This window comes from Streptomyces niveus (assembly GCF_001723055.1).
GTDB classification, from domain to species: Bacteria; Actinomycetota; Actinomycetes; order Streptomycetales; family Streptomycetaceae; genus Streptomyces; species Streptomyces niveus.
This window is the reverse complement of sequence record NZ_MDCR01000363.1, coordinates 1-9,218: the sequence shown is the minus strand read 5'-3', so window position 1 is coordinate 9,218 and position 9,218 is coordinate 1. Positions and strand designations below refer to the sequence as shown.

Sequence of the window (9,218 nt, the reverse complement as noted above, 5' to 3'; positions counted from 1 at the left end):
GAGGGCGATCTGTATGTCCTCGGGCGGTCCCTCCTGCGGATCGTGTCGCAGAGCGCCCTGCTCGCCGGGTTCGCCGTCGGGGGCGTGCTCCTCGCCGTCCTGTCCCCGCGCGGCGCGATCTCCCTGACNNGCGCTGATGCTGCTCAACTGGGTACCGGCGATGTTCATCGTGGCGCCCGAGGCGCTCATGGCGCCGTACGCCGACCGGATCGGCATCGGCCCCGCCGCGCTCGGGCTGCTGATGTGCGCGATGCCGGTCGGCNNCGGGCTGCTGCCCCTGGCCGTCTACGCCGTCACACCGGGCATGGGCCTGGCGCTGGTCGCCCTCGCGCTGTCCGGTGTCGGCTCGGTGTACGTCCTCGGGCTCGACCAGTGGTTCGTGGACGCCGTCCCGGCAGAATTGAGGGGCCGGGCCATGACGCTGATGAGCGCGGGCCTGATGACCGTCCAGGGGCTCGGCATGGCGCTGGCGGGCCTCGCCGCCGAGTTCCTGCCCGTGCACCAGGTCGTCGCCGGCGCGGGTGTGATCGGGACCCTCTGCTCGCTGCTTCTCGTGTACGAGGTCCGGCGGACCGGCCCCGTACGCTCCGGAAAACCAGGAGTAGGGGCAGACCGCCAAATGACCACTGGGTAAGGTCGATGACGTGTCCAAGCCGCTCAGCCTTGCCTTCGATCCCATCGCCCGAGCCGACGAGCTCTGGCAGCAGCGCTGGGGACCCGTACCGTCCATGGGCGCGATCACCTCGATCATGCGGGCCCACCAGATCCTGCTCGCCGAGGTCGACGCGGTGGTCAAGCCGTACGGACTGACCTTCGCGCGGTACGAGGCGCTGGTGCTGCTCACCTTCTCCAAGGCCGGTGAGCTGCCCATGTCCAAGATCGGCGAGCGGCTGATGGTCCACCCGACCTCCGTGACGAACACCGTGGACCGGCTGGTCAGGTCCGGCCTCGTCGACAAGCGCCCCAACCCCAACGACGGCCGCGGCACCCTCGCCTCCATCACCGACAAGGGCCGCGAGGTCGTCGAGGCGGCGACCCGCGACCTGATGGCGATGGAGTTCGGCCTCGGCGCCTACGACGCGGAGGAGTGCGCCGAGATCTTCGCGATGCTGCGCCCGCTGCGGGTCTCCGCACAGGATTTCGAGGAGCGCTGAGCGACCCCCCGGCCCCCGTCCGGATTCTCCGGGTCGTTACGCTCGGGGGTATGAAACAGAGCATCCTGACCCGCTACCGGGTCATGGCGTACATCACCGCCGTCTGGCTGCTGGTCTTCACCGTCGCCATCGTGCTGAAGTACGGCTTCGACACCGGCGACACCATGGTGATCTCCCAGATCCACGGTCTGCTCTTCATCGTCTACGTCGTCTTCGCCTTCGACCTGGGCTCCAAGGCGAAGTGGCCCTTCGGCAAGCTGCTGTGGGTGCTGGCCGCCGGCTGCATCCCGGTCGCCTCGTTCTTCGTCGAACCGAAGATCACCCGCGAGACGCAGTCGTTGATCGTCCGCGACGAGGCCGCGCCCGTCGAGGCCTGATCCACCGGACACGCCCCCCCGGCGCTCCCACCGCCGCGAGAAAACTCGTGGCGGTCAGCGTTCGACATTTACTAGGACGTCCAAGTAAATTCGAGTCATGGACCCTCACGCGCACGCCGACACCGCAGCCATCGAGGAAGGCCGCCAGCGCTGGCAGGCCCGTTACGACAAGGCCCGCAAGCGGGACGCGGACTTCTCCACGCTCTCCGGCGACCCCGTCGACCCGGTCTACGGGCCGCGCCCGGGGGACACCTACGAGGGCTTCGAGCGGATCGGCTGGCCCGGTGAGTACCCCTTCACCCGCGGCCTGCACGCGACCGGCTACCGGGGCCGTACGTGGACGATCCGCCAGTTCGCGGGCTTCGGCAACGCGCGCCAGACCAACGAGCGCTACAAGACCATCCTCGCCAACGGCGGCGGCGGTCTCTCCGTGGCCTTCGACATGCCGACCCTGATGGGCCGCGACTCCGACGACCCGCGCTCGCTCGGCGAGGTCGGCCACTGCGGCGTCGCGATCGACTCCGCCGCCGACATGGAGATCCTCTTCGGCGACCTCCCGCTCGGCGACGTCACGACGTCCATGACCATCAGCGGCCCCGCCGTCCCGGTCTTCTGCATGTATCTCGTCGCCGCCGAACGCCAGGGCATCGACCCCTCCGTACTGAACGGCACGCTCCAGACCGACATCTTCAAGGAGTACATCGCGCAGAAGGAGTGGCTCTTCCAGCCCGAGCCCCATCTGCGGCTGATCGGCGACCTGATGGAGCACTGCGCGCGGTCCATCCCCGCGTACAAGCCCCTCTCCGTCTCCGGCTACCACATCCGCGAGGCCGGGGCCACGGCCGCGCAGGAGCTGGCGTACACCCTCGCCGACGGCTTCGGCTACGTGGAGCTGGGCCTCTCGCGGGGCATGGACGTCGACGTCTTCGCCCCCGGCCTGTCCTTCTTCTTCGACGCGCACCTCGACTTCTTCGAGGAGATCGCCAAGTTCCGCGCCGCGCGCCGGATCTGGGCCCGCTGGATGAAGGAGACGTACGGCGCGAAGACGGACAAGGCGCAGTGGCTGCGCTTCCACACCCAGACGGCGGGCGTCTCGCTCACCGCGCAGCAGCCCTACAACAACGTCGTACGCACCGCGGTCGAGGCCCTGTCGGCGGTCCTCGGCGGTACGAACTCGCTGCACACCAACGCCCTGGACGAGACCCTGGCCCTGCCCAGCGAGCAGGCCGCCGAGATCGCGCTCCGTACCCAGCAGGTGCTGATGGAGGAGACCGGCGTCGCCAACGTCGCGGACCCGCTGGGCGGTTCCTGGTACGTCGAGCAGCTCACCGACCGTATCGAGGCCGACGCGGAGAAGATCTTCGACCAGATCAAGGAACGCGGCCTGCGGGCGCACCCCGACGGTCAGCACCCCATCGGCCCGATGACGTCCGGCATCCTGCGCGGCATCGAGGACGGCTGGTTCACCGGCGAGATCGCCGAGTCCGCGTTCCAGTACCAGCGCGCACTGGAGAAGGGCGACAAGCTGGTCGTCGGCGTCAACGCGCACCACGGCTCGGTCACCGGCGACCTGGAGATCCTGCGGGTCAGCCACGAGGTCGAGCGCGACCAGGTGGCCGAGCTGGCGGACCGCAAGGCCGGCCGCGACGACGCCCGGGTGCGTACGGCGCTGGACGCGATGCTGGCCTCCGCGCGCGACGGGTCGAACATGATCGGGCCGATGCTGGAGGCCGTCCGCGCGGAGGCGACGCTGGGCGAGATCTGCGGGGTGCTGCGGGACGAGTGGGGCACCTACACGGAGCCGCCCGGCTTCTGAGCCGACGGGCGGGCGCGGGCTCGTCCGCGGCAGGTCGCTGTCGCCGCCCAGGTTGTCGATCACGCGGCGCAGGACGTTCAGCGCCGCCGCGTACTCCTGTGGCGAAATGCCCTCGTGCACCCGCTCGTTCACCGCGCTCAGCCGCGCCTTGGCGCGCAGCCGGCCGGCCTCTCCCGCCTCCGTGAGGACGAACGTGCCCGATTCCTCGGCCAGCCAGCCGCGGGCGACCAGATCGCCGTACACGGCCTCGAAGTCGCTGTCCTGGTCGTCGAAGGGCGCGAGTTGGTCGGTCAGCCGGGCGCGGCCCCAGGCGCCGGGGGCGCCGGCCACGTGGTTGAGCGTCCACCAGTGCGGCTGGGTGAGCTGTTCGGCGGCCAGTTCGGCGCGGATGAGGCCGACGACCTGGCGCATCGTCGCGCCGCTCCAGTAGCCGATGGGCTGGGCGGCCAGTTGCCCGGTGCTGTACTCCTGAACGGTCATGGCGGCGTCCTTCGTCGTGTGTGAGCCGGAATCGGTACGCCCACGACGCTAGAAACCCAAGTGCGCTTGAGGTCAAGGGCCGTCGGCTCACGCCCCCTGGTTCGCGCCCAGCCCCGCCACCAGCAGCAGCGTGAAGCCGCGCGCCCACTCCTCGTCCACCGGCTCGGCGCTCACCAGCGTCCGGTGCACCACCGCGCCCGCGATCACGTCGAAGATCAGGTCGGCGTTGCGGGCCGCCACCTCGGGGTCGCTCTCGTACGCCAACTCGCCCCGCGCCTGCGCCCGTTCACGGCCCTTGACCACCAGACCCTTCTGCCGGTCCACGATCGCCGTACGGATCCGGTCGCGCAGCGCGTCGTCCCGCGTCGACTCGGCGACCACCGCCATCAGCGCCGTCTTGGTCTCCGGCCGCTCCAGCAGGGCGGCGAACTGGAGCACGACGCCCTCGATGTCGGCCGTCAGGCTGCCCCGGTCGTGGATCTCGATCTCGTCGAAGATGACGGCGACCGCGTCGACCACCAACTCGTTCTTGCTCGCCCAGCGCCGGTACAGCGTGGTCTTGGCGACGCCCGCGCGCGCGGCGACGTCGCCCATCGACAGCTTGGACCAGCCCAGTTCCACCAGCGCCGCCCGGGTCGCCAGCAGGATCGCGGTGTCGGCCGCGGCGCTGCGGGGACGGCCGGAACGGGTGGGGTTGTCGTGGCGGCGGCTCAGCATGTCCGCGACCATACCCGTCGGTAGGGAATTCGCTGTGAGTCAGTTCACCGGATGAATCTCACACGGACGGGGTAGCTTGCGGATACGCTACGACCCGTAGCGAAAGGCCGTTTCTTCCTGGCGGTTCTCGAGCGACGACCACTGACCCGGGGTGGGGACTCCGGGTCGAACCCAGGTCCCCCACGGGGGACTTGCCCCGAACGTGTTCAGGTCATGCGCGGGGCTCGTTCAGGCGTGACGGCCGTGTCCGCCCGTGCGCTCCGCGGCCTGCGGGGTTCCCGGGGGCGGGCGCGGTTCTGCGTGGCCGGTACAAACTGTCCGATTGCTTTTCACATGCGCGCGCGGAGAGGGGAGGATGTACTCATGCAGCCTAGGAACATGTCCATGAGCGGCGTCGTCGATCTCGCCGCGGTGAAGGCGGCCGGTGAGGCCAAGGCCAAGGCCGAGCAGGCCCGCGCCGAGGCGGCCCGTCGGGGCGACACCGGTGCCGTACCCCCCTCCAGTCTGGTGATCGACGTCGACGAGGCGGGCTTCGAGCGCGACGTCCTCCAGCGCTCCTCCGAGGTCCCGGTCGTCATCGACTTCTGGGCCGAGTGGTGCGAGCCGTGCAAGCAGCTCAGCCCCGTGCTGGAGCGGCTGGCCCGTGAGTACAACGGCCGGTTCGTCCTCGCCAAGGTCGACGTCGACGCCAACCAGATGTTGATGCAGCAGTTCCAGATCCAGGGCATCCCCGCGGTCTTCGCCGTGGTCGCCGGCCAGGCGCTGCCCCTCTTCCAGGGCGCGGCCCCCGAGACCCAGATCCGCGAGACGCTCGACCAGTTGATCCAGGTCGGCGAGCAGCGCTTCGGGCTCACCGGCATCACCGTCGACGCGGAGGCCGGTGCGGACGACGAGTCGGCGGCGCCCGCCGAGCAGGCCGGGCCGTACGACGCGCTGCTCGAAGCCGCCGTACGCGCCCTGGACGCCGACGACTTCGGCGGCGCCGCGCAGGCGTACCGCAACGTGCTGGCGGACGACCCCGGCAACACGGAGGCGAAGCTCGGGCTCGCCCAGGCCGAACTGCTCGCCCGCGTCAAGGGGATGGACCCGCAGCAGGTACGCAAGGATGCGGCGGAGCGGCCGGACGACGTCCCCGCCCAGATCGCCGCGGCCGACCTCGATCTGGTCGGCGGTCATGTGGAGGACGCCTTCGGCCGGTTGGTCGAGGCCGTACGGCGCACGGCGGGGGAGGACCGGGACGCGGCGCGGGTGCGGCTGCTCGAACTCTTCGAAGTGATCGGCTCGGACGACCCCCGCGTGACGGCGGCCCGCTCCGCGCTCGCCCGGGTCCTTTTCTGACCGTCTCCCGTGTTCGTCCCGTGTTCGTCGCGGGTGCCGAACGGGTGCGTATCGATTTGCCGAGCCGGTGACCGGTCCGATGACAGAGACAACCCCGCTTTACCAAAACTTGGTAAAGCGGGGTCGCTGTTACTCCGAGTAAATCAACCTGCTTGGTCTGTCCGGTTATTGGCGGTATTCGCGAGTTCTGTCGGGGCGATTTGGGGCACCCTGTGTGCCCGCTCGGCGCCGCCCCGTGGCTCCTGCGTGAACCACTCATTACTTGCCAGTAACGAACCCCCTTGTGCCCCGAGCGCGAATACACCACGATCGTCCACGCTCGGTCCAACAGCGCACCGGCGCGGCGATCCAGCCGTGGCCACCGCGCGTTGGATCCCCACCGGGCGGGCCGGCGGAGCGGTGGCGCCGACCCACGGACAGGGGGGTTCCCGTCGACCGGCGGGGCCTGTCCGGCGGCCACGCGTGGCGCGTGGTCCAGTGGTTGTCGCTCGGGGGTGATCGTCGGTGATTCTGAGGCGGCTCGTTCCGCTGATACTTAACGGCGCTCTCCTTCCCGAGGACGTAGCACTTCTCCCATCCCAGGACGGGCCCAGGCCCGATCCGGAGATGTACGTCCGAGAAGGAGGAAAGTGATGGAGTCCCAAGCACGTGGCGGGACCAGATGGAAGCGGTTCGCCGTCGTCATGGTGCCGAGCGTGGCCGCGACGGCCGCGATAGGTGTCGCTCTGGCACAGGGCGCGCTCGCCGCGTCGTTCAGTGTGTCGGGGCAGAGTTTCAAGGTCTCGGCCGACGAACTGGTCGGCTATGACTTCGTGCAGTACGGAAGCATGGCCGACGGCACCGATCTCAAGGGCAACAAGACCGCCCACCCGGTGGCCGTTTCCGGCTTCAGCCGGGCGAAGATCACCAACATGTGCCAGTCGGTGGTCACCCCGAACGTCCCGATCTTCGGCAGTGTCAGCCTTGAACTGCGGGCCGGCACGAACCCCAAGAAGCCTGTCCAGGCGACCAATCTGTATCTGGACGTCGCCGAGCTCAAGGCAGACGCGACGTTCAGGAACATCGACATCGGCGTCGCGGCCAAGGACGCGGGGATCCAGCCGGGGACCGAGAAGAAGGTCAACCCGTTCGGGTTCGCGCAGCGCGCCGACAAGGCGACGCTGACCGGTGTCGAGCAGACGGCGTGGGCCACCACGGCCGGCACCTTCAAGCTGAGCAATCTGAGCATGAAGCTGCACAAGGGCACCAAGGAGTGCTACTAGACCCTGACCGGGTCCTGAGCACTTCGCCCCATTGGGGCGGGCGCGCCCGTATGACGTGGTGCGTCCGCCCACTCCCCCAATCTCTCACAGCAACACCGGTTCCAGGGAGCTGTTTTCCATGAGCGCCGAGTCTTCGGATCCCCGCGGCCGATTCATGTACTGGCGGCTGCGCTTCCGCGCCTGGCGGGGTACTCGGCCGTTCTGGGCGGGGTTGTCGACACTCCTCAGCGGAGTGCCGATCGCCTACTTCCCTTACGCCAACCTCAAGCTCGGCAATCTCACGCTGACCATGGCCACCACCGCGGGCGCGGGCTCGCTGATCATCGGGGTCCTGCTGGCCACGCTGGGTCTGACGATGTGGTTCCAGAGCATCGTGCGGGTGTTCGCCGGTGTCGCCACGATCCTGCTGGGACTTGTCTCCATACCCGTGTCGAACCTCGGCGGATTCATGTTCGGCGTGATCCTCGCCCTCATCGGCGGAGGTCTGTCCATCGCCTGGGCACCGGGCCTTCCCGCGGGGGCCGCCGACGAGCACACGGACCACCGGGCCGGCGACGGCCGGCCGGCCGGGCACGCGGCCGTACGACAGCAGACGTTCGTACCGGACGGCGGCGCCGTCGACCAGGGCACCCCGGACGGGGGCGGGGACGGCCCTTTTCTCCCCGGCCCGTCTGACGGGGACCCGAAACTGACGGACACGACTGCCCATGCCAACGGCGGGAGGAACAGTGCGGGGTGACGACACGCGGCCGGAGACGGCCGGAGGCGGGCAGGCCCGCGAGAGAAGCGGCCCGCGCCACGCCGCCCCCAGGAAGTCGCTGCTGACCAAGCTCCAGATACCGGCGGGCAAGGCGTTCGCGCTGGCCGCGATGCCGACGGCGGTGTTCGTCGGGATGGGGCTCACGCCCCGGCTCGCGCTCGCCGAGGACGCCAAGGACATCCCGTTCGCGCCGGGGCCGTGCGTCACGCGCTCCGACGAGCCGCCGGAGGAGTCCGCCTCACCGTCACCGTCCGGGAAGCCGTCGGACGAGGCGTCCGGCGAACCGTCCGAGGGTCCGTCAGGGGACGCCACGGACAAGCCGGAGCCGCCCGCGGGCGGCGGCGGGGGCGACGACGGTCCCGAGCCCTCGCCCGGCGAGACACCGCCCGCGTCCGACGCCTCGAAGCCGGCCGCGCCCAAGGAGCCCGCGCCGGAGCCGAGCGGGTCGAAGTCCAAGGACCCGCTGGATCCGCTGGGGCTGGGCGACGCGCTGGGTGACCTTCTCGGCGTACCGGACAAGGACACGGACGCCGGCAAGGACGACGGCAAGGACACGGACGCGGACGACGGCAAGGAGTCGGACAAGCCGGCCGATCCGGAGTCCGGGAAGCCCGAGTCCGGGAAGCCCGCGGATCCGAAGCCGGGGACGTCGGACAAGCCGGACGGCGACAGGGCCGACAGCACCGAGGACGCCATCAGGGACGCCGCGGACAAGGCCGGGGCGGACGTCGAGGAGCTGGACGACGCCGCGAAGGGACTCGACGCCCGCAAGGACGACGACATCCCCGAGGGCGCCGACGGCAAGCCCCGCTTCCCCTGCCCGGAGGCCGACCCGGAGGCGCTGGCCGCCGCCGAACTGGAGCCCGGCATCCCGAATCTGCCGGACGACCCGTGGCAGCTGGAGACGACGAAGCTCACCCTGCGGGGTCTGGACTACCACGGCATCGTCGACGTGAAGACGGGCAGCGGAAAGATCAAGAAGGCGCTGAAGTTCACCGCGTCGGAGGTGGACATCAAGGACCTGCACCAGAAGGTCGTCTACCCCGGGGGCCGTACGGCGCACGTGGCGAGCACACCCGACTCCACGTCGACCATCCGGGACGGTCAAGTCACCATGTACACCGAGAAGTTGACGGGCAATCTGTTCGGTCTGATCCCCATCGAGTTCAGCCCGGACACCCCGCCGCCGCTCAACGTGCCGTTCGCGTTCTTCACGGACGCGCAGGTCGTTCAGGCGGGTCAGTTCGGCGGCACGCTCACCGTGCCCGGACTGCACAACTACATCACCGACTGACCGAACGCCGGACGGGCCGC

Annotated in this window: 10 protein-coding genes and 2 pseudogenes; 11 read left to right on the top strand and 1 reads right to left on the bottom strand. The window is 69.8% G+C overall.

The genetic code is table 11. From position 1 onward, the window contains the following. From BHU15_RS41720 to BHU15_RS40515, 7 genes and pseudogenes are all read left to right on the top strand, one after another. Positions 1 to 128 (top strand): annotated as a pseudogene (locus tag BHU15_RS41720) (MFS transporter); the annotation flags it as partial. A 2-nt stretch (positions 129 to 130) separates the two neighbouring features. Continuing rightward, positions 131 to 262, top strand: a pseudogene (locus BHU15_RS41715) (MFS transporter); the annotation flags it as partial. A gap of 2 nt (positions 263 to 264) precedes the next feature. Beyond that, positions 265 to 634 (top strand): MFS transporter (locus tag BHU15_RS41710; protein ID WP_255293269.1); only part of this gene is annotated, 370 nt, incomplete at its 5' end. Between the two features lie 10 nt (positions 635 to 644). Next, positions 645 to 1,154, top strand: coding sequence for a MarR family winged helix-turn-helix transcriptional regulator (locus tag BHU15_RS32845; protein WP_069630476.1), 510 nt, complete (start codon positions 645 to 647; stop codon positions 1,152 to 1,154). A gap of 50 nt (positions 1,155 to 1,204) precedes the next feature. Then, positions 1,205 to 1,531 (top strand): DUF3817 domain-containing protein, encoded by a 327-nt coding sequence (locus tag BHU15_RS32840; protein WP_069630475.1) that lies wholly within the window; start codon positions 1,205 to 1,207, stop codon positions 1,529 to 1,531. Positions 1,532 to 1,628: 97 nt separating this feature from the next. Beyond that, positions 1,629 to 3,347, top strand: coding sequence for a coenzyme B12-dependent isobutyryl-CoA mutase large subunit (gene icmA / locus BHU15_RS32835; RefSeq protein WP_069630474.1), 1,719 nt, complete (start codon positions 1,629 to 1,631; stop codon positions 3,345 to 3,347). 114 nt (positions 3,348 to 3,461) lie between these two features. After that, positions 3,462 to 3,851, top strand: coding sequence for a hypothetical protein (locus BHU15_RS40515; RefSeq protein WP_171908488.1), 390 nt, complete (start codon positions 3,462 to 3,464; stop codon positions 3,849 to 3,851). A gap of 63 nt (positions 3,852 to 3,914) precedes the next feature. On the opposite strand, the gene BHU15_RS32825 is transcribed toward BHU15_RS40515, so the two are convergent. Then, positions 3,915 to 4,544 carry a TetR/AcrR family transcriptional regulator gene (locus BHU15_RS32825; protein WP_031229489.1) on the bottom strand — a complete coding sequence of 210 codons (630 nt, stop codon included), beginning with the start codon at positions 4,542 to 4,544 and terminating at the stop codon, positions 3,915 to 3,917. Positions 4,545 to 4,907: 363 nt separating this feature from the next. On the opposite strand from BHU15_RS32825, the gene BHU15_RS32820 reads away from it, so the two are divergent. The 4 genes from BHU15_RS32820 to BHU15_RS32805 all read left to right on the top strand — a co-directional run bounded on the left by BHU15_RS32820 (position 4,908) and on the right by BHU15_RS32805 (position 9,198). Next, the gene (locus BHU15_RS32820) at positions 4,908 to 5,882 is read left to right on the top strand and encodes a tetratricopeptide repeat protein (RefSeq protein WP_079128535.1); all 975 of its coding nucleotides are present in this window, start codon (positions 4,908 to 4,910) and stop codon (positions 5,880 to 5,882) included. A 632-nt stretch (positions 5,883 to 6,514) separates the two neighbouring features. Further along, positions 6,515 to 7,144 (top strand): DUF6230 family protein, encoded by a 630-nt coding sequence (locus BHU15_RS32815; RefSeq protein ID WP_069630471.1) that lies wholly within the window; start codon positions 6,515 to 6,517, stop codon positions 7,142 to 7,144. A 118-nt stretch (positions 7,145 to 7,262) separates the two neighbouring features. Then, the gene (locus tag BHU15_RS32810; protein ID WP_069630470.1) at positions 7,263 to 7,883 is read left to right on the top strand and encodes a DUF6114 domain-containing protein; all 621 of its coding nucleotides are present in this window, start codon (positions 7,263 to 7,265) and stop codon (positions 7,881 to 7,883) included. Next, entirely contained in the window at positions 7,873 to 9,198 is a 1,326-nt protein-coding gene (locus tag BHU15_RS32805) for a hypothetical protein (protein ID WP_069630469.1), read from the top strand. Before BHU15_RS32810 ends, BHU15_RS32805 begins: the two co-directional genes overlap by 11 nt. The last annotated feature ends 20 nt before the right edge of the window (positions 9,199 to 9,218 follow it).